The organism is Flavihumibacter cheonanensis (assembly GCF_022352215.1).
GTDB classification, from domain to species: domain Bacteria; phylum Bacteroidota; class Bacteroidia; order Chitinophagales; family Chitinophagaceae; genus Flavihumibacter; species Flavihumibacter cheonanensis.
On sequence record NZ_JAKRWF010000001.1, the window covers coordinates 313731 to 331190 of the forward strand.

Genomic DNA, 17460 nt, shown 5'->3' on the forward strand with positions numbered 1-17460 from the left:
AATTTAGTTGAATTTTACACCTGATTCCAATCTTCCTTCCAAAGCCTTCTAAATCGAAAACTGACCAGCCGGTCCCTCTCCGTACCCAAGATCCCTCGTAAAGCCAGTTGAGTATTGATTTACGTTTCATTAAATGTACCGACATGGCCTTTAAACTATTTTCCCGCCTGAACAGGCGAATCTGTTTTGCAATAGCATTATTTTTTCTGCTGAGCAATAACCTGGTTGCTCAAACCGCTGTTGAACTATCTGTATACAATTCCCATGGGAGAAAAGCTTCGTGGATTCCAGTAGAACATCTTTCTTTTTCCAGCTATGAAAAGGAAACCGGTAGGTATGATAAGGCGGTAAGCCAGGGTGCTACCATTTTATTTAAAACTCTATCTCCTGCAAAATACGCCCGGCAAACAGAAATTCTGAGTGCAGAATTAAAGGATTGGAAAGGACTTGAGCTTCGGTCTGGTAAAGGGGTTCAGTTGCTTGCTATCCAGCCAGACCAACTAATTAGTCTGCAATCTCTGCTGATGGGAAAAGTGTATGATCCTACTTTTTTCAGGCAGGAGATTCTATATAGTGAGAACCTATCACAGGCCTCTTTAAACCGGGAATTACTAAGCCAGGTGCTGGCTCTTCAACTTAACCGGATGCTTATGAAAAATGAGCTACTGGAAGAGTTTCGCATTGAATTTGGCTCCTGGCTGGTTACACAACAAATGGAAATTTCAGGAAATGAGTTAAGCCCTGGTGGAATGCCTTGTGGGAATGGGATGGATTCGAAGGTAGTGTATTCCTGGAAGTTTCCTGCATCACTGCAGTCAATTCTTGGAATGGATAATACGGTACGTGGTTTACAGGACATTGCAGTGGAAGTTTTGGCAGGCAACCGATCTGTGTCTAAGTCGCAGGTAGAAGATATACTGCAGGGAGTCCGGATCATAAATGAAGCCTTTGAATCAGGTAGGTATCTGCTGGGCTGGAGTGATCAGTTTATTACCTGTTCCAACAGCTGGATTCTACGTTGGAAAATAAAGACCCCAGCTCTTGAAGTTCCTGTCAGAGAAGAGTCTTATTCCACGCGGGCTAATTTGATAACTGAAGGAGGGGAGATCCGGTTGAAAGTGGAAGCGTTGGTAAGTTCACGCGTACTGATTGAATTATATTCAGAAAAAGGAAGCAGGATAAAAAAATTCTATCATGATCGTTTAGAAGAGGGAGGAATATTGTCTTTTTTTATTGATAAGACCAGTGATGCAGAGGTATTGATTTATAAAGTAAGCGCCGAAGGTAAGACCTATTCGGGACTGATTCCCTAACTTCAGGTTCCAATACTGAAGTTCATGCGAATTGTTTTTTCCATTATTGCTTTATTTATATCAGGTCAGGTTGTTTCCCAGCAATCCCATCAATGGGCTCCCGATGGAAAGGGATATTTTTCTGTAAAGGATAATGATATCCGCTTTTATTCTCTGTCGGGTGGTAAGGACTCTATCTTCCTTTCAGCGGGAGAACTAACCCCAACCGGAGCAACTTCGCCAATCAAAATAAAATCCTGGACTCTATCGGAATCGCAGGACCAGGTTCTAATTTATACGAACGCAAAAAAGGTTTGGCGATATGAGACCAGGGGGGATTATTATCTCTACAACCGTAAAACCCGGCAATTAAAAAAAACAGGAATTGGGTTAGCTCCCTCTACCCAACAATTTGCCAAACTCTCTCCGGATGGTAAAAAACTGGCCTATGTTGTTGAGTATAATCTATTCGTAGAAGATCTTGAGACGGGCGTTATTGTTCAATTAACCAATGACGGATCACGTAAGCGTATCAACGGTACATTCGACTGGGCATACGAAGAAGAATTTTTTTGTCGCGATGGCTTTCGCTGGAGTCCCGACAGCAGAAAAATTGCTTTCTGGCAAATCAATGCTGGAGTTACCCGGGATTACTATATGCTAAATGCAACGGATTCCATTTATCCCCAGGTAATTCCGGTCGAATACCCGGTTGCAGGAGAAAAGCCATCAACGTACCGGATCGGTGTGGTAGATATCGCCAATTCTTCAATCCGCTGGATGCAAATCCCGGATGATCCGATATGGGGAACTTATCTGCCAAGAATGGAATGGGCTGCCAGTTCGGATGAACTGATCATGCAACACCTGGATAGAAAACAGCAGGTATCAACTATTTTATTGGGCAATTCCATAACCGGAGAAACCCGTCCAATCTATATTGAAAAAGACAGTGCATGGATTGATATTTTACCATCCTGGGACCAGGATTATACCAATGGTGGATGGGACTGGATTAGGAAGGGGGCCGCGTTTTTATGGGCATCAGAAAAAGACGGATGGAGGCATATATATGCCATCAGCAGAGATGGAAAATCCAGCCAGTTGATCACCCGCGGCAATTTTGATGTGATGGATATTGCGGCAGTGGATGAGAAGGGAAATTATCTCTACTATATCGCTAGTCCTCATAATGCTACCCAACGTTATTTATACCGCAGTCGCCTCGATGGAAAAGGAGAAGCAGAACGGGTAACACCAACCAATCAACCCGGAACACATTATTACGATATTTCACCTGGTGCAAGGTATGCGCACCACCAGTTTTCCAATCATTATATTCCACCCATTGAAGAATATGTAGCGTTACCTGGACATGCTGCTTTAAATAAAGAAAGTGCAGTTGTGGAAGCATTGAAAACTGCGGATCCCTCATCCGTTCCTGTTCATTTTTTTACTGTTCGAACGATGGACGGAGTAGAGATGGATGGTTGGATGGCAAAGCCTGCAGGATTTGATTCGACTAAAAAATACCCGGTAATTTTTTATGTTTATACAGAGCCATGGGGGCAAACAGTAAAAGATGAATTTGGTGCTGGGTATAATCATCTTTACAAGGGCAATCTGCTGCAAGATGGCTACATCTACATCAGCCTTGATAACAGGGGCACACCTGTTCCCAAGGGAAGAGCCTGGCGAAAATCAGTTTATCGAAAGATAGGCTTGGTAAATATCAGGGACCAGGCTATGGCAGCAAAGGAAATTCTCAAATGGAAGTATATGGATGCTGAACGTGTGGCCGTATGGGGATGGAGCGGGGGTGGGTCTGCAACCCTGAATCTACTGTTCCAGTATCCTCAAATTTACAAGACTGGAATTGCTGTGGCTGCCGTTGCCAATCAACTGACTTATGACAATATCTACCAGGAACGCTACATGGGATTACCTCAGGAAAACAGGGACGATTTCATCAAGGGATCACCTCTTACGTATGCAAAAAACCTGCAGGGGAATTTGCTGTATATTCATGGTACGGGGGATGATAATGTTCACTATAACAATGCTGAAATGCTGATCAATGAGCTGGTAAAATACAATCGTCCGTTTCAGTTCATGAGTTATCCGAACCGGACGCATAGCATTTCGGAAGGCCCCGGAACGTTTGAGCATCTGAGCCAGTTGTATACCAGCTTTTTAAATACCCATTGCCCTCCAGGATCAAGATGAACAATAAAACATCTACCGAGAATGGAAGTATAACATGCCTGGATGGTTTCCGGGGGCTTGCAATTTTACTTGTTATTTGCTACCATTTCGAAATTATCCACAGCTGGGGTTGGATGGGGGTCGATTTGTTTTTTGTTCTATCCGGATTCTTAATCACTAAATCTCTTACAGCATATCCTATTAATTCAATAAATCTGAAGCGTTTTTTTCAAAACCGGTTTTTGAGAATCGTACCAGCTTGTTATGTTAGTTTGATAATATTTTTCTTTTTAGTTCCCAGCCTTGGAATTGGGATTGATTCAGAAGCCTATCGCATTTTACTCCAGAATCAATTCTATTTTTGGACATTTCAGACAGATATATGGTATGCATTGGATGGTTTCCCGCTTATGGTGTTTCTTTTGCCACTCTGGTCTTTAGGAGTAGAAGCAAAATTTTATCTTATTTGGCCATTGGTAATATGGATGCAAAGTCGATTATCCAGTTGGAAGCGGTATATTTTTCTGGGCATAATTGTATTGCTTTCTATTTTTTTCCGGAGTTATGCTCAGGACTGGATTCCCACTTTTGAGGATGTTTACCGGTACGTATTCTTCTTATGCCGAATGGATGCATTTACAATTGGTGCAATATTATTTTTTCTTTATAGGGATGAGTGGTTAGGAATGAATAGCAGGTATTGGGGGATTTTAGCTACAGTAATTTATTTATATTTTCTCATCCTTTTTCTGACAGGAAATTGGAATGGTCATTATTCAAGCAACTGGGTTTCATTTATTGGATTTACACTAATAGCTGCAGGGTGGGCGGCACTGATTGCCTTTGCGCTTCAGACAACCAGCATTATTAGCCATTTACTAAAGTCACAATGCCTAGGCTGGCTTGGGAAATACTCTTATGGTATGTATGTGTTTCATTATCCGCTCTGGTTATTTATATATAAAATGCCTCTACCAATGTACTTAATTCTTATTCTAGCAATTATTGGTACTCTGCTAATGGGATATTTTAGTTATAAATTCATAGAAAGGCCATTTTTGAAACTTAAAAACAGATAATTTAAAGAATTATATAATATAATAAAATTATTTTTGTTTTGGTAATTAGGGCGTATTCGTCGTTAGTTGGGTATTTTAACATTTTCGGACTGTTTTGCAACTCATCCCTAAAATAGTTGGAAAAATCTTTTGTTGATTATGAAATGACCGTTACCTTTGCACTCCCAATTCAATTTTTGGATAATAGGTATGTCACAGCGAATTAGAATCAAATTACAGTCTTACGATCACAACCTGGTAGATAAATCTGCCGAGAAGATCGTTAAAACAGTACGTAGCACCGGAGCAGTAGTTACAGGTCCTATTCCTTTGCCGACGCAAAAGAAAATCTTTACCGTACTGCGTTCTCCCCACGTTAATAAGAAAGCCCGTGAGCAGTTTCAGCTTTGTACGCATAAGCGTTTGCTGGACATTTACACTTCTTCTTCCCGTACTGTGGACGCACTGAGTAAGCTTGACCTGCCTTCAGGGGTTGAGGTTGAGATCAAGGCATAACCGCCTGCTGTTTAAAGACAGTAAAAAAGTAAACAACTAGTTCTTATAAATAACTGCCCTATCTCTCAATCTGCTTTTGGCGGAGAAAAGAGCGCTGGGGTTGGATGAAAAGGCAAATCCGAAGGGAACTCCTTTCTCATTCATTAATTAGTAAAAGTAAATATGAACAAGCCGTTCAGGGTTTGTTTACTACTGGTACTTCTGAAGACTGCCTCTTAACGGGGTGGCCAAAAAAAGAAAAGGTCAGTAGCAAACGGGGATTGAAGTCCATCCACCACCATTCCAGCAGGTCTGGAAAATCAGCTGTATAGCAGTTGTTTAGGGTGGATTGTCCTTTTAACCATGCGGCACAAATGGTAACTTAAATGAAAGGAATTATTGGAAAAAAAATTGGGATGACCAGCATCTTCAGTCCCGATGGCAAACAAACTGCCTGCACTATTATCGAAGCTGGTCCATGTGTCGTTACCCAGGTTAAGACGAAAGAGTCTGACGGGTACAATGCAGTTCAGCTTGCTTTTGGCGACAAGAAAGAAAAGAATACTACCAAAGCCGAAGCCAATCACTTCTCCAAGGCACAAACCGCTGCCAAACGTTTCGTAAAAGAATTTCGTGATTATTCCATAGAAAAAGCGCTGGGTGAAACCATCACAGCTGAAATCTTCGCAGAAGGAGATAAAGTGGATGTGGTAGGTAATACCAAGGGTAAAGGTTTCCAGGGTGTTGTAAAGCGCCACGGATTCAGCGGGGTAGGTGAAGCCTCCCACGGTCAGCACGATCGTCAGCGTGCTCCAGGTTCTCTGGGTAACTCTTCTGATGCATCCCGCGTAATGAAGGGTATGCGTATGGCTGGTCGCATGGGTAATGACCGTGTGAAAATGAAAGGCCTGAAAGTTCTGAAAGTATTTCCTGAAAAGAATTATATCCTGGTGAGTGGTTCAGTTCCTGGCCACAATGGTTCCATTGTTTTTATCCAGAAGTAAACCATTTAATCTGAAGTACGATGCAAGTAGATGTTTTAAATATACAAGGACAGAAAACCGGAAGAACCGTTGAGTTACCGGAAGAGATCTTCGGGATTGAACCCAATGATCACGTTATCTACCTCTCTGTAAAGCAATACCTGGCTGCACAGCGTCAGGGTACACATAAGGTAAAAACCCGTATGGAAGTGAAAGGTGCAAGCCGCAAGCTGCACCGTCAGAAGGGTACAGGTGGTTCCCGTAAGGGTAACCTGCGTAACCCCCTCTATAAAGGTGGTGGTACCATTTTTGGACCCAAGCCCCGCGATTACAGCTTCAAGTTGAACCGTAAGGTAAAGGATCTGGCCAAGATGTCTGCGCTGGCTTACAAAGCAAAAGAAAGTGCAATTGTAATCCTGGAAGATATCACCATGGAAGCTCCTAAAACCAAAACCTTTACAGGTGTTCTGAAAGCGTTGAATATTGCTGATAAGAAGGCATTGTTTATTCTGCCTGAAAATGGCGAGAACGTATACCTGAGCCTGCGTAACATTCCATCTGTGAATGCTAGCCTGCTGAGTGATATGAACACCTATGATATCGTGAACGCACAGGTTCTGGTATTGAGTGAAAGTGCTGCGAATGTATTTACTGAAGCAGACGTAGAAGAAACCGCATAATCAAACATTCTAAATAGAAAGAAATGAAACTTTCTGAAGTTCTGATAAAGCCCATCCTTACTGAAAAGGCAAATGCCCAGCAGGAAAGCCTGCGTCGCTTTGCTTTCAAAGTAGCGAGAAAGGCAAATAAACTGGAAATCAAAAAGGCGATTGAAACCTTTTATGGTGTAACCGTAGTAGATGTAAATACTGCTGTAATTCCCGGTAAAAACAAAACCCGTTTTACAAAAGCTGGTTTTATCCAGGGCCGTAAGCCGGCTTACAAAAAGGCGCTGGTAACAGTTGCTGAAGGGGAGACGATTGACCTGTACGGAGCGGTGTAAGAAAAGGTGAAACGTCAGACGTGAGACGTCAGACGGAAAACCTGGAAAGAAATTAGAATAATTAAAGTAGTGCGACGCTGAAAAGTTCGCAGCAAAAAATAAGAAGATGGCATTAAGAAAGTATAAACCGATGACAGCAGGTACGCGCTGGAGAATTGGAAACGCGTATGCTGAAATTACAACCAACGAGCCGGAGAAGAGCTTGTTGGAGAAAAAGAATGGTACCGGTGGACGTAACGCCCAGGGACGCAGAAGTATGCGTTACATTGGTGGTGGTCATGCAAAAATGTACCGTCTGGTAGATTTCAAACGCGATAAGAAAGACATACCTGCAAAGGTTGCGTCTATCGAATACGATCCGAACCGTTCTGCCTTCATCGCTCTGTTGAATTATGCAGATGGAGAGAAGCGTTACATTCTGGCTCCCACGGGATTACAGGTGGGTGCTGAAGTAATCAGTGGTGACGCAGTTGCTCCTGAACTCGGAAATTCACTCATGCTGAAAAACATGCCGTTGGGTACTGTAGTACACAACATTGAGATGCAGCCTGGTCAGGGTGGAAAGATTGCCCGTAGTGCCGGTACATCTGCACAGCTGAGCAACAAGGAAGAAAAATACGCTGTATTGAAAATGCCTTCCGGGGAGTTGAGAAAAGTTTTGATCAACTGTTATGCAACCGTAGGGGTAGCATCAAACAGCGATCATAACCTGCAGAGCATGGGTAAGGCTGGTAGAAATCGTTGGAAAGGTATTAAGCCACGTAACCGTGGTGTTGCGATGAACCCGGTTGATCACCCAATGGGTGGTGGTGAAGGTCGTGCATCAGGTGGACATCCGAGAAGCAGAACCGGTAAGTACGCAAAAGGTCTGAAGACCCGTAAGCACAAAGGCTCTGACAAACTGATTATCCAGCGTAAGAATGGTAAGAAGTTAGCCAATAAATAATCTACAATCATCAATCAGCATTCTAAAATTTAGATATGGCTCGTTCAATTAAAAAAGGTCCTTACGTAGACGTAAAACTGGAGCAGAAGGTGTTGAATATGACCGAAGGTAAATCCAAGAAAGGGGTTATCAAAACCTGGAGTCGTCGTTCAACGATTACACCTGATTTCGTTGGTCATACCTTCGCAGTGCACAACGGGAACAAGTTCATCCCGGTTTATGTAACGGAGTTCATGGTAGGTCACAAACTTGGTGAATTTGCACCTACCCGCAACTTCAAAGGACACTCTAGCAAGAAAATGTAATTAAATAAATGATCCGCCCTGCTTCAGGCAGGGTGGGTTAAAGAATCATAAAACAATGGAAGCAGTAGCTAAACTGAGAAATTACCCCACATCGCCCAGAAAGATGCGTTTATTGGCTGACCTGGTGCGTGGCATGGAAGTAGAAAAGGCGCTGGCTGTGCTGGAGCACAATGCCAAGCATCCCGCTGTTCCTTTGCGCAAACTGGTAGTAAGTGCCATCAGCAACTGGAAGCAGGCAAATGAAGGTGGTGATGAGACCCAACTGGTTGTTAAGACCATTTTTGTAGACGGCGCAAGAACGCTGAAGCGTATGCGTCCGGCTCCCCAGGGTCGTGGTTACCGTGTTCGCAAGCGTAGCAATCACGTAACTGTAGTTGTAGATACTAAATAATTCAATCGTATAAACTTAATATACCAAACAAATGGGTCAGAAAACAAATCCTATTGGTGCAAGGTTGGGAATCATCCGCGGTTGGGAAAGCAACTGGTTTGGCAGTAAAAAAGACTACTCGACCAAGTTGATTGAGGATCATAAGATCCGTACCTACCTCATGGCGCGTATTAACAAAGGAGGAATTTCTAAAATTGTTATCGAGCGTACCCTGGGTAAGCTGATTATCACCATCCATACGTCCAAGCCTGGAATCATCATAGGAAAAGGTGGTAACGAGGTAGATCGCATCAAGGAAGAATTGAAGAAGCTGACTGGGAAGGATGATGTACAGATTAACATTCTGGAGATTCGTCGCCCGGAACTGGATGCCAACATCGTTGCCGACACCATCGCCAAGCAAATCGAAAACCGTATCAACTACAAGCGTGCCATTAAAATGGCTATTGCCTCTGCGTTGCGTATGGGTGCTGAGGGAATCAAGGTGAAAGTTAGCGGTCGTTTGGGTGGAGCAGAAATTGCCCGTTCTGAAGAGATCAAACAGGGTAGAACTCCATTGCATACACTTCGTATGGATATCGATTACGCTAATGTCTTTGCATTGACTGTATACGGTAAAATTGGTATCAAAGTTTGGATCTGTAAAGGCGAAGTATTAGCCAAGCGTGATCTGAACCCGAATTTCATCGGTGGAAAAGAAGCAGGTCCGATGGGTGATCGTCGGGAGAGCCGTGGAGGTGATGACCGTCGTGGTGGTGGAGATCGTGACCGTGACCGCAGAGGCGGTGGAGGCGGTGGTCGCAGGAGAGGGTAATACCTTAGTGAGACGTGAGATGTGAGACGTGAGATGACTTTACAGAATCTGATTTTAAAAAGAACATTGACAAATTAATATAAGATGTTACAGCCAAAAAGAACAAAACACAGGAAGATGCAGAAGATGCCTGTGAAAGGCAATGCAAAACGCGGCACCAGCCTGTCCTTTGGTTCCTTCGGTCTGAAAGCGCTGGAAACAGTGTGGATGACGGATCGCCAGATTGAAAGTGCCCGCCAGGCAATGACCCGTTCCATGAAGCGGGAAGGAAATGTCTGGATCCGCATTTTCCCTGATAAAATCGTTACCAAGAAACCCGCTGAAGTAAGGATGGGTAAAGGTAAAGGTAACCCTGATCATTGGGCTGCTGTAGTAAAGCCCGGTCGTATTCTGTTCGAGTGCGATGGCGTTTCTGAAGAGGTAGCAAAGACCGCAATGGAACTGGCTGCTCAGAAATTACCGATTAAAACAAAGTTTGTAGTTCGTCGTGAACTGCAATCCTAAGCTATAACAACAAAATCGACCATACGATGTCAAAGAAGACCGATTTCGTAGCCACCCTGAAAGATATGAGCCTGGCTGATCTGAAGGCTCGCATTCAGGAAGATGAACTGCGTCTGAAGAAGCTCGAGTTTGCTCATGCGATCACTCCGCTGGAGAATCCGATGAGCATCCGTTCTCTTCGCCGGGATATTGCCCGTCTGAAAACGGAATTAACCAAAAAACTGGCCACTGCCTGATCAGGTAGCCCAGGTGTATTCAAAAAGCGAATAAGCTAAAAAAGATAACAATGGCTGAAAGAAATTTGCGTAAAACAAGGATTGGTTATGTAACCAGCAACAAAATGGAGAAAACCGTTACCGTTGCCGTTGAAAGAAAGGTGAAGCACCCAATCTACGGTAAGTTCGTAAAGAAGACTACCAAGTTCCATGCACACGACGAAAAGAACGAGTGCAGCATTGGTGATCTGGTACGAATCATGGAAACCCGCCCGCTCAGCAAAACAAAGCGCTGGAGAATGGTGGAGATCGTAGAGAAAGTGAAGTAATCCCTCTGTTTTACATTACTAATTGAATAAATTAATTTAAGATGATTCAGCAAGAAAGCAGACTGAATGTAGCTGATAACAGTGGAGCCAAGGAAGTGCTGGTTATTCGCGTGTTGGGTAACAGCGGCCAGGACTATGCCAAGATCGGCGACAAAATTGTCGTAACTGTTAAGGACGCCATTCCTGCAGGTGGTATCAAAAAAGGTACCGTTACCAAAGCGGTAATCGTTCGTACCAAGAACAAACTGCGCCGTAAAGATGGTTCCTACATCCGGTTTGATGACAACGCCGTTGTGTTGTTGAACAACTCCGATGAACCTCGTGGTACACGTATTTTCGGACCTGTAGCAAGAGAATTGCGCGACAAGGGATATATGAAGATTATTTCTCTTGCTCCGGAAGTATTATAATTGTACCTTTGCGCCCCGATTAAGGGAGCACGGGCAGAAAACAAAAGTGAAAAATAGATAAACAGAATCTACATGAGCACAAGATTCAAAGCTAAATACAACATTAAAAAAGGCGACACGGTGGTAGTTATTGCCGGAGACGACAAAGATCTGAAGAAACCACGTAAGGTTTTGGAAGTAATGGTGGACGAAGGTCGCGTGATCGTTGAAGGGGTGAATATCATCACCAAACACACGAAGCCTTCTGCACAGAATACCAAAGGTGGTATCGTTAAGAAGGAAGCTGCCATCAATATCTCCAACATTATGTTGTGGGATGCTAAAGCCGGTGCTGCCACCAAGGTAAAGCGTACCCGTGAAGCTGGAAAGTTAGTTCGTGTTTCTAAAAAATCAGGGGAGGTAATTAAGTAATGAGTACCGTTAAATATACTCCGCGACTGGCAGACAAGTACAAGAATGAAGTTGTACCTGCCTTAATGAAAAAGTTTGGCTATGGCACTATCATGCAGGCCCCCAAACTTACCAAGATCTGTCTGAACCGTGGCGTGAATGGCGCTGTGGCGGATAAGAAACTGGTTGACATTGCAGTAGAAGAGCTGTCTACCATTACTGGTCAGAAAGCAGTAGCTACCATGTCAAAGAAAGACATCTCCAACTTCAAGTTGCGTAAGAACATGCCAATTGGTGCACGTGTAACTTTACGTGGTGAGAAGATGTATGAATTCCTGGATCGTCTTATCTCTGTTTCACTGCCCCGCGTACGTGACTTCAAAGGTATCAGCGAGAAGAGCTTTGACGGCCGTGGTAATTATACCCTGGGTGTTACTGAGCAGATCATATTCCCGGAAATCGATATTGATAAAGTGAACAAGATCACTGGTCTGGATATCACTTTTGTTACTACAGCAGGAACCAATGAAGAAGCATATGAATTGCTGAAAGAATTGGGAATGCCGTTCCGTAATATCAAAAGAGGAGAAAACGCTTAACTTACTTTTTAACTAATAATATGGCAAAAAAATCAGTAGAAGCCAGACAAAGGAAAAGAGAGGCGATGGTAGCCAAGTATGCTGAGAAGCGTGCTGCTCTGAAAGCTGCCGGAGATTACCAAGCACTTGATAGCCTGCCGAAGAATGCTTCTCCCGTTCGTTTGAAGAATCGCTGCCAGTTGACTGGCCGTCCGAAAGGTTACATGCGTTATTTCGGATTGTCAAGGGTTATGTTCCGTGATATGGCCCTGGCTGGAAAGATTCCTGGAGTAAAGAAAGCCAGCTGGTAAGGAAATTTCCGGCAGGAGAAAATTTGTTGATATCAGCTAGGATATCGCATTGTAAAACAATTATCAATCAAACTTATTTTAGACAATGGTTACTGATCCTATAGCAGACTTCCTGACCCGCATTCGTAATGCACAAATGGCTGGTCATCGTATCGTGGAAATTCCTGCTTCTAACCTGAAAAAGCGTATAACTGAAATTTTGTACGATAAGGGATATATCCTTAAGTACAAATTCGAAGAAGATAACAAACAGGGAATCATCAAGATTGCCTTAAAATACGATCCCTCTACCAAGCAGCCTGCAATTCAGAGCCTGGAGCGGGTTAGTCGTCCTGGTCTTCGTCAGTATGCCAAGCCTGCTGATTTCACCCGAGTTAAAAATGGTCTCGGTGTTGCAATTCTTTCTACTTCCAAGGGAGTTATGACAGATAAGGAAGCGAAATCGCAGAATGTAGGTGGCGAAGTACTTTGCTACATTTACTAAGATACTTATTGCGCAATGGCAACATTGCGCAATTCACATATAACTGGCTGTTGATACATTAAGGCGTCCTATACCCGTCTGACCGATCAGCAGACTCATACATAAACTTTCAATTTTTTAAACATGTCTCGTATAGGTAAAAAACCCGTTAATGTTCCTGCAGGTGTAACCATCACTGTTGGAAAGGACAATGTGATTACAGTTAAAGGTCCTAAGGGTGAACTCAAGCAGGCGATTGATCGCGATATCAACGTCGAAGTTGTGGGAAATGAAGTGTTGATCAAACGCCCAACTGACCAGATCCGTCACCGTGCACTGCATGGTTTGTACCGCGCTTTGCTGGCAAACCTCGTAAAAGGTGTAACAGATGGATTTAAAGCAGAAATGGAACTAGTGGGTGTGGGTTTCAAAGCTGCCAATACAGGTAATACACTGGACCTGGCACTCGGTTACTCTCACAACATCGTTTTTGAAATTCCAAAAGAATTGAAAGTTGCTACTGTAACTGAAAAAGGACAGAACCCCAAGATAATTCTGGAAAGCTCTGACAAGCAATTGCTTGGTCAGGTTGCTGCCAAAATCCGCAGTCTTCGTAAGCCTGAGCCGTACAAAGGAAAAGGTGTTCGCTTTGTGGGTGAAGTGGTACGTAAGAAAGCAGGTAAAGCCGCCGGTAAATAAATTTAAATTGTTCAACGGCTCCGGCAGCATCGGAGCTTTAAATAAACAGAAATGGAAACAAAATCAATCAGAAGACAGAAGATCCAGTATCGCATTCGCAAGAAAGTGTCTGGTACTGCTCAGAAGCCTCGTCTGTCTGTTTTCCGCAGTAACGCAGAAACCTATGCTCAATTGATTGACGATGAAAATGGAGTAACACTGGCCGCAGCAAGCACCCGTGATAAGGATATCCAGGCTCAGAAAGTTACAAAAACTGAAAAGGGTAAACTTCTCGGAGCAGCAATTGCTACCAAAGCAAAAGCACTGGGACTGGAAACAGTAGTGTTTGACCGTGGTGGTCGTTTGTACCATGGCCGAATCAAAGCGGTTGCGGATGGTGCTCGTGAAGGAGGACTCCAATTCTAAGCATCGTTCCAAAAAATCTAAATTCAACTTAATTTCTGCAATAAATGGCACAAGTAATTTTAAATAAAGTAAAAGCCGGTGACCTTGAGCTCAAGGAGAAAGTTGTTGCAATCAACCGGGTTGTAAAAACTACCAAAGGTGGTCGCTCCTTCAGTTTCTCTGCACTGGTTGTGGTAGGAAATGAAAATGGAGTAGTTGGTCACGGACTCGGAAAAGCCAAAGAAGTTCAGGAAGCAATTACCAAGGGTATTGAAGATGCCAAAAAGAACCTGATCAAGGTTCCTGTAATGCATGGCACTATTCCTCATGACCAACTCGCAAAAGAAGGTGCTGCTAAAGTACTGATCAAGCCAGCTGCCCATGGTACTGGTGTAATTGCCGGAGGTAGCATGCGTGCGGTATTGGAAAGTGCTGGTATCACCGACGTATTAGCAAAAAGCCTGGGTTCCGCAAATCCGCACAACGTGGTAAAAGCGACTTTCAAGGCGCTGGCTACACTGAAAGAACCCGTACAGGTAGCTAAAACCCGTACCGTTAGTCTTAAGAAAGTATTTAATGGATAATCTCCCAATCAGAATAGAGATGAAAAAGATTAAGATCACACAAGTTAAAAGTGCCATCGATCGTCCTGAAAGTCAGAAACTGACCCTGAAGGCGCTCGGTCTGAGAAAGATGAATTCCTCCCGCGAGGTAGAAGCAACCCCTCAGATCCTGGGAATGGTACGTAAGGTTGAACACCTGTTGAAGGTGGAAGAAGCGTAATAATGGTGAAAGGTGAAAGGTGAAAAGTGAAATAGCTTTTCATTTTCACCTTTCACTTTTCACTTTTCACATTAATGCGAGGGGTGATTCCCCGAAAGTTTAAAATCAGAAAAAACATGAAACTGCACAATTTACAACCAGCAGAAGGTGCTACGCACAAAGAAAAAAGATTAGGTAGAGGTGAAGCATCCGGTAAGGGTGGTACTTCTACAAAAGGTAATAAGGGTGGCCAGAGCCGCGCAGGTTATAAATCCAAGCGTGCTCACGAAGGTGGTCAGATGCCAATTCAACGTCGTGTTCCCAAGCGTGGATTCACCAATATTCACCGTGTAGAGTTTAAGGTGTTCAACCTCGGACAGATTGATCAGCTTGCAGAAAAATACAACCTGACTGAATTTAGCCTGGAAACATTATATATTAATGGTTTGATCGCTCATACTGATTCAGTAAAAATTCTGGGTACTGGTGAGTTGAAAACCAAACTGAATTTCAAAGTAAACGCTGCCAGTGATAAAGCGAAAGCAGCAATTGAAGCGGTAGGCGGAACTATTGAAATTGTAAAGTAATTTTCTTTATCTTGCCGGACGCATTGGAAAAATGCGTCCTTTTTTTATTGGAGGCTCACTTAAATTTCAGAAATCCGTGAAGAAATTAATTCAGACGCTGAAGAATATCTGGAGCATTGAAGAGTTAAGAAGTAAGATCATAACCACACTGCTGCTTATTCTAATTTACAGGATCGGTGCACACATCGTGTTACCCGGTCTGGATCCTAATAAAATTGATACCGAAACTGCCAAATCAGGAGCACTCGGATTGATTGATGCCTTTGCAGGTGGTGCCTTTTCCCAGGCTTCCATATTTGCATTGGGTATCATGCCCTACATCTCTGCTTCCATTTTCATGCAGCTTATGACCATCCTGGTTCCGAAGATGCAGAAGATACAGAAAGAAGGAGAGAGCGGCCGTAAAAAAATCAACCAGTGGACACGCTACTTAACTGTTGCTGTAACAGCAGTACAGGCTGGCGCTTATGTTGCTTACCTGAATCAGGTTAACGGCGCAGCAATGCTGGCGTCCTATGCTCCCTATTTCTGGTTGTCAACTACTGTCGTTCTAACAGCAGGTACCCTCTTCGTAATGTGGCTTGGTGAGAAAATAACAGACAAAGGTTTGGGTAATGGTACTTCCCTGATTATCATGGTTGGTATCCTGGCTCGTCTGCCTCAGTCTGCTATCCAGGAATGGGCTGCCAAGAGCAACCGGGGTAGTGGTGGTTTGTTGGTTTTCGTAATAGAAATTGCAGTATTGATTGCTATTATTATGGGCTTGATTGTATTGGTACAGGGTGTTCGTAAGATCCCTGTTCAATATGCTAAGCAGATCATTGGTAATAAACAGTTCGGCGGTGCCCGTCAGTTCCTCCCGCTGAAGGTGAACGGAGCTGGTGTTATGCCTATCATCTTCGCCCAGGCTATCATGTTCCTGCCAACGCTTTTCTCTTACACCAGCTTTGAATCTGGTCAGGGTATTGCAAGAATCTTCTCTGATCCAAGGGATGCATGGCACATGGTAATTTATGCAGTAATTGTAATTGGATTTACATTCCTCTATACGGCTTTGATCTTTAATCCCAAGCAGATTGCTGAGGATCTGAAGCGAAATAACGGTTTTATTCCCGGAGTTAAACCCGGCCAGGAAACTGCTGACTACATCGGAGCTGTAATGGACAGGATTACGTTACCAGGTGCGGTTTTGCTGGCACTCGTTGGTATCCTTCCCGGTTTCGCACAGCGCCTTGGAATTACGCAGGGATTTGCATCCTTCTTTGGAGGTACTTCATTGCTGATCATGGTTGGTGTAGTATTGGATACTTTACAACAGATAGAGACACAACTGCTCATGCGTCAATATGACGGACTCATGAAAAGTGGTCGAATCCAGGGTCGCCAGGCGGTTAGTACCACCACCATTTAATAAGAAATACGCTAAATAATATAACTCCCGGCAATGGACTACCTTTGCCGGGAATTTTTTTTGAAACATGATATATTATAAAACCAGTGCGGAGGTTGAACTGATCCGTGAAAGTAGTTTGCTGGTAAGTAAAACGCTTGCACATGTTGCCAGTGTAATTAAACCTGGTATGACTACTATTCAAATTGATGAGCTCGCAGAAACCTTTATTCGGGATCATGGGGCAGTACCTTCTTTTAAAAACTACAAAGGATTTCCTTTTACCTGTTGTATCAGCGTGAACGACGCAGTTGTTCATGGATTTCCCAACGATCGACCACTTCGCGACGGAGATATCGTTTCTGTTGATGTAGGCGCGTATAAAAATGGATTTCATGGAGATAGCGCTTATACGTTTGCGTTAGGAACGATTACAGATGAAGTAAGTCAGTTACTGGAAGTAACCAAAACATCTCTTTATCTTGGAATTGAAAAAGCGGTGGCGGGAAACAGAGTGGGTGATATTTCGTTTGCTATCCAGGAATATGCAGAGAAAAAATTCAAATACGGGGTAGTTCGGGAATTGGTTGGTCATGGTTTGGGCAGACACCTGCATGAAGAACCCCAGGTGCCCAACTATGGGAAAAGAGGTAGCGGTGCCAAACTCAAGGATGGCCTTGTAATTGCCATTGAGCCCATGATTAACATGGGCGTGAAGGAAGTGTGGTATGAGGAAGATGGCTGGACAGTTAAAACAAAAGATGGCTTACCGGCTGCACATTTCGAACACACCATTTGTGTGCGCAGAGGGAAAGCTGATATCCTTTCCAATTTTGAAGATATTGAAGCAGCAGAGAAGGCGAACCCGAATCTGTTTACGAAAAACTGATAGTTTACTCGTTTTTTAACCTGGTCAGATTGGGTGATTTCACTCCTGACCAGGTTT

General features: G+C 43.5%; 26 protein-coding genes. All 26 read left to right on the forward strand.

The genetic code is table 11. The annotated features are described in order from the left end of the window. Nucleotides 1–143: 143 nt before the first annotated feature. The 26 genes from MD536_RS01400 to map all read left to right on the forward strand — a co-directional run bounded on the left by MD536_RS01400 (nt 144) and on the right by map (nt 17403). A complete protein-coding gene (locus tag MD536_RS01400) occupies nt 144–1313 on the forward strand; it encodes a hypothetical protein (RefSeq protein ID WP_239595008.1) in 1170 nt (389 codons plus the stop codon). A gap of 24 nt (nt 1314–1337) precedes the next feature. Then, the gene (locus MD536_RS01405; RefSeq protein ID WP_239595010.1) at nt 1338–3518 is read left to right on the forward strand and encodes a S9 family peptidase; all 2181 of its coding nucleotides are present in this window, start codon (nt 1338–1340) and stop codon (nt 3516–3518) included. Next, a complete protein-coding gene (locus MD536_RS01410; RefSeq protein WP_239595012.1) occupies nt 3515–4576 on the forward strand; it encodes an acyltransferase family protein in 1062 nt (353 codons plus the stop codon). Before MD536_RS01405 ends, MD536_RS01410 begins: the two co-directional genes overlap by 4 nt. Before the next feature lie 189 nt (nt 4577–4765). After that, nucleotides 4766–5071: a 30S ribosomal protein S10 gene (gene rpsJ / locus MD536_RS01415; RefSeq protein ID WP_039142986.1), complete on the forward strand. Its 306-nt coding sequence runs from the start codon at nt 4766–4768 to the stop codon at nt 5069–5071. Nucleotides 5072–5436: 365 nt separating this feature from the next. After that, the gene (gene rplC, locus MD536_RS01420; RefSeq protein ID WP_239595013.1) at nt 5437–6054 is read left to right on the forward strand and encodes a 50S ribosomal protein L3; all 618 of its coding nucleotides are present in this window, start codon (nt 5437–5439) and stop codon (nt 6052–6054) included. 20 nt (nt 6055–6074) lie between these two features. After that, nucleotides 6075–6713 carry a 50S ribosomal protein L4 gene (gene rplD / locus MD536_RS01425; protein WP_239595015.1) on the forward strand — a complete coding sequence of 213 codons (639 nt, stop codon included), beginning with the start codon at nt 6075–6077 and terminating at the stop codon, nt 6711–6713. 23 nt (nt 6714–6736) lie between these two features. Continuing rightward, nucleotides 6737–7036, forward strand: coding sequence for a 50S ribosomal protein L23 (gene rplW / locus MD536_RS01430; RefSeq protein WP_150846730.1), 300 nt, complete (start codon nt 6737–6739; stop codon nt 7034–7036). A 106-nt stretch (nt 7037–7142) separates the two neighbouring features. Further along, nucleotides 7143–7982 carry a 50S ribosomal protein L2 gene (gene rplB / locus MD536_RS01435; protein ID WP_239595017.1) on the forward strand — a complete coding sequence of 280 codons (840 nt, stop codon included), beginning with the start codon at nt 7143–7145 and terminating at the stop codon, nt 7980–7982. 35 nt (nt 7983–8017) lie between these two features. Then, a complete protein-coding gene (gene rpsS, locus MD536_RS01440; protein ID WP_234865662.1) occupies nt 8018–8287 on the forward strand; it encodes a 30S ribosomal protein S19 in 270 nt (89 codons plus the stop codon). A gap of 55 nt (nt 8288–8342) precedes the next feature. Beyond that, complete coding sequence (rplV, locus tag MD536_RS01445) at nt 8343–8678, forward strand: 50S ribosomal protein L22 (protein WP_187255360.1); 336 nt, start codon at nt 8343–8345, stop codon at nt 8676–8678. A 31-nt stretch (nt 8679–8709) separates the two neighbouring features. Beyond that, nucleotides 8710–9492 carry a 30S ribosomal protein S3 gene (gene rpsC / locus MD536_RS01450; protein ID WP_239595019.1) on the forward strand — a complete coding sequence of 261 codons (783 nt, stop codon included), beginning with the start codon at nt 8710–8712 and terminating at the stop codon, nt 9490–9492. A gap of 84 nt (nt 9493–9576) precedes the next feature. Further along, nucleotides 9577–9996, forward strand: coding sequence for a 50S ribosomal protein L16 (rplP, locus tag MD536_RS01455; protein ID WP_234865666.1), 420 nt, complete (start codon nt 9577–9579; stop codon nt 9994–9996). Between the two features lie 26 nt (nt 9997–10022). Next, complete coding sequence (gene rpmC, locus MD536_RS01460; protein WP_234865668.1) at nt 10023–10232, forward strand: 50S ribosomal protein L29; 210 nt, start codon at nt 10023–10025, stop codon at nt 10230–10232. A gap of 50 nt (nt 10233–10282) precedes the next feature. Next, nucleotides 10283–10540, forward strand: coding sequence for a 30S ribosomal protein S17 (gene rpsQ / locus MD536_RS01465; protein ID WP_150846737.1), 258 nt, complete (start codon nt 10283–10285; stop codon nt 10538–10540). A gap of 41 nt (nt 10541–10581) precedes the next feature. Next, nucleotides 10582–10950, forward strand: a complete 369-nt coding sequence (rplN, locus tag MD536_RS01470; RefSeq protein WP_039142952.1) for a 50S ribosomal protein L14 — start codon at nt 10582–10584, stop codon at nt 10948–10950. Nucleotides 10951–11022: 72 nt separating this feature from the next. Next, nucleotides 11023–11361, forward strand: a complete 339-nt coding sequence (gene rplX / locus MD536_RS01475) for a 50S ribosomal protein L24 (RefSeq protein WP_234865670.1) — start codon at nt 11023–11025, stop codon at nt 11359–11361. Then, nucleotides 11361–11939 (forward strand): 50S ribosomal protein L5, encoded by a 579-nt coding sequence (gene rplE, locus MD536_RS01480; RefSeq protein ID WP_239595020.1) that lies wholly within the window; start codon nt 11361–11363, stop codon nt 11937–11939. The genes rplX and rplE overlap by 1 nt, the downstream gene beginning before the upstream one ends. 20 nt (nt 11940–11959) lie before the next feature. After that, complete coding sequence (gene rpsN, locus MD536_RS01485; RefSeq protein WP_234865672.1) at nt 11960–12229, forward strand: 30S ribosomal protein S14; 270 nt, start codon at nt 11960–11962, stop codon at nt 12227–12229. 85 nt (nt 12230–12314) lie between these two features. After that, nucleotides 12315–12713, forward strand: coding sequence for a 30S ribosomal protein S8 (rpsH, locus tag MD536_RS01490; RefSeq protein ID WP_239595021.1), 399 nt, complete (start codon nt 12315–12317; stop codon nt 12711–12713). A 123-nt stretch (nt 12714–12836) separates the two neighbouring features. Further along, a complete protein-coding gene (gene rplF / locus MD536_RS01495; RefSeq protein WP_239595022.1) occupies nt 12837–13391 on the forward strand; it encodes a 50S ribosomal protein L6 in 555 nt (184 codons plus the stop codon). A 51-nt stretch (nt 13392–13442) separates the two neighbouring features. Further along, entirely contained in the window at nt 13443–13796 is a 354-nt protein-coding gene (rplR, locus tag MD536_RS01500) for a 50S ribosomal protein L18 (RefSeq protein WP_239595023.1), read from the forward strand. A 44-nt stretch (nt 13797–13840) separates the two neighbouring features. Continuing rightward, nucleotides 13841–14359: a 30S ribosomal protein S5 gene (rpsE, locus tag MD536_RS01505; RefSeq protein ID WP_234865676.1), complete on the forward strand. Its 519-nt coding sequence runs from the start codon at nt 13841–13843 to the stop codon at nt 14357–14359. Nucleotides 14360–14378: 19 nt separating this feature from the next. Then, a complete protein-coding gene (gene rpmD / locus MD536_RS01510; RefSeq protein ID WP_234865677.1) occupies nt 14379–14558 on the forward strand; it encodes a 50S ribosomal protein L30 in 180 nt (59 codons plus the stop codon). Between the two features lie 116 nt (nt 14559–14674). Continuing rightward, nucleotides 14675–15124 (forward strand): 50S ribosomal protein L15, encoded by a 450-nt coding sequence (gene rplO, locus MD536_RS01515; RefSeq protein ID WP_239595024.1) that lies wholly within the window; start codon nt 14675–14677, stop codon nt 15122–15124. Nucleotides 15125–15200: 76 nt separating this feature from the next. After that, nucleotides 15201–16535 carry a preprotein translocase subunit SecY gene (gene secY, locus MD536_RS01520; RefSeq protein WP_234865679.1) on the forward strand — a complete coding sequence of 445 codons (1335 nt, stop codon included), beginning with the start codon at nt 15201–15203 and terminating at the stop codon, nt 16533–16535. 67 nt (nt 16536–16602) lie between these two features. Then, the gene (map, locus tag MD536_RS01525) at nt 16603–17403 is read left to right on the forward strand and encodes a type I methionyl aminopeptidase (RefSeq protein WP_239595025.1); all 801 of its coding nucleotides are present in this window, start codon (nt 16603–16605) and stop codon (nt 17401–17403) included. Nucleotides 17404–17460 lie beyond the last annotated feature (57 nt).

Excerpts from the sequence above, each read along its gene's own strand:
- MD536_RS01400 (WP_239595008.1), top strand. The coding sequence starts at position 144 with ATGGCCTTTAAACTATTTTCCCGCCTGAACAGGCGAATCTGTTTTGCA.
- MD536_RS01405 (WP_239595010.1), top strand. The coding sequence starts at position 1,338 with ATGCGAATTGTTTTTTCCATTATTGCTTTATTTATATCAGGTCAGGTT.
- MD536_RS01410 (WP_239595012.1), top strand. The coding sequence starts at position 3,515 with ATGAACAATAAAACATCTACCGAGAATGGAAGTATAACATGCCTGGAT.
- rpsJ (WP_039142986.1), top strand. The coding sequence starts at position 4,766 with ATGTCACAGCGAATTAGAATCAAATTACAGTCTTACGATCACAACCTG.
- rplC (WP_239595013.1), top strand. The coding sequence starts at position 5,437 with ATGAAAGGAATTATTGGAAAAAAAATTGGGATGACCAGCATCTTCAGT.
- rplD (WP_239595015.1), top strand. The coding sequence starts at position 6,075 with ATGCAAGTAGATGTTTTAAATATACAAGGACAGAAAACCGGAAGAACC.
- rplW (WP_150846730.1), top strand. The coding sequence starts at position 6,737 with ATGAAACTTTCTGAAGTTCTGATAAAGCCCATCCTTACTGAAAAGGCA.
- rplB (WP_239595017.1), top strand. The coding sequence starts at position 7,143 with ATGGCATTAAGAAAGTATAAACCGATGACAGCAGGTACGCGCTGGAGA.
- rpsS (WP_234865662.1), top strand. The coding sequence starts at position 8,018 with ATGGCTCGTTCAATTAAAAAAGGTCCTTACGTAGACGTAAAACTGGAG.
- rplV (WP_187255360.1), top strand. The coding sequence starts at position 8,343 with ATGGAAGCAGTAGCTAAACTGAGAAATTACCCCACATCGCCCAGAAAG.
- rpsC (WP_239595019.1), top strand. The coding sequence starts at position 8,710 with ATGGGTCAGAAAACAAATCCTATTGGTGCAAGGTTGGGAATCATCCGC.
- rplP (WP_234865666.1), top strand. The coding sequence starts at position 9,577 with ATGTTACAGCCAAAAAGAACAAAACACAGGAAGATGCAGAAGATGCCT.
- rpmC (WP_234865668.1), top strand. The coding sequence starts at position 10,023 with ATGTCAAAGAAGACCGATTTCGTAGCCACCCTGAAAGATATGAGCCTG.
- rpsQ (WP_150846737.1), top strand. The coding sequence starts at position 10,283 with ATGGCTGAAAGAAATTTGCGTAAAACAAGGATTGGTTATGTAACCAGC.
- rplN (WP_039142952.1), top strand. The coding sequence starts at position 10,582 with ATGATTCAGCAAGAAAGCAGACTGAATGTAGCTGATAACAGTGGAGCC.
- rplX (WP_234865670.1), top strand. The coding sequence starts at position 11,023 with ATGAGCACAAGATTCAAAGCTAAATACAACATTAAAAAAGGCGACACG.
- rplE (WP_239595020.1), top strand. The coding sequence starts at position 11,361 with ATGAGTACCGTTAAATATACTCCGCGACTGGCAGACAAGTACAAGAAT.
- rpsN (WP_234865672.1), top strand. The coding sequence starts at position 11,960 with ATGGCAAAAAAATCAGTAGAAGCCAGACAAAGGAAAAGAGAGGCGATG.
- rpsH (WP_239595021.1), top strand. The coding sequence starts at position 12,315 with ATGGTTACTGATCCTATAGCAGACTTCCTGACCCGCATTCGTAATGCA.
- rplF (WP_239595022.1), top strand. The coding sequence starts at position 12,837 with ATGTCTCGTATAGGTAAAAAACCCGTTAATGTTCCTGCAGGTGTAACC.
- rplR (WP_239595023.1), top strand. The coding sequence starts at position 13,443 with ATGGAAACAAAATCAATCAGAAGACAGAAGATCCAGTATCGCATTCGC.
- rpsE (WP_234865676.1), top strand. The coding sequence starts at position 13,841 with ATGGCACAAGTAATTTTAAATAAAGTAAAAGCCGGTGACCTTGAGCTC.
- rpmD (WP_234865677.1), top strand. The coding sequence starts at position 14,379 with ATGAAAAAGATTAAGATCACACAAGTTAAAAGTGCCATCGATCGTCCT.
- rplO (WP_239595024.1), top strand. The coding sequence starts at position 14,675 with ATGAAACTGCACAATTTACAACCAGCAGAAGGTGCTACGCACAAAGAA.
- map (WP_239595025.1), top strand. The coding sequence starts at position 16,603 with ATGATATATTATAAAACCAGTGCGGAGGTTGAACTGATCCGTGAAAGT.